Annotated in this window: 1 pseudogene; it reads left to right on the forward strand. The window is 61.4% G+C overall.

Going from position 1 to position 254, the window contains the following annotated elements:
* Window positions 1–254: pseudogene (lysK, locus tag EN807_RS34880) on the forward strand (lysine--tRNA ligase); the annotation flags it as partial.

The raw sequence follows: 254 nt of genomic DNA on the forward strand, positions 1-254 counted from the left end.
ATCTCAAAGTCTAAAGGCAATGGGCTGACCATCGACGAATGGCTGACCTACGCGCCGACCGAGAGCCTCGGCCTCTATATGTACCAGCGGCCGCGGCAGGCGAAGAAGCTCTATTTCGACGTCATCCCGAAGGCGGTGGACGAATATTACGCCTTCCTCAGCGCCTATCCGCGCCAGGACTGGAAGGAGCGGCTCGGCAATCCGGTCTGGCACATGCATGACGGCAACCCGCCGGCGATCGACCTACCGGTGCC

The sequence above is a fragment of the Mesorhizobium sp. M5C.F.Ca.ET.164.01.1.1 genome, assembly GCF_004792125.1.
GTDB lineage: Bacteria > Pseudomonadota > Alphaproteobacteria > Rhizobiales > Rhizobiaceae > Mesorhizobium > Mesorhizobium wenxiniae.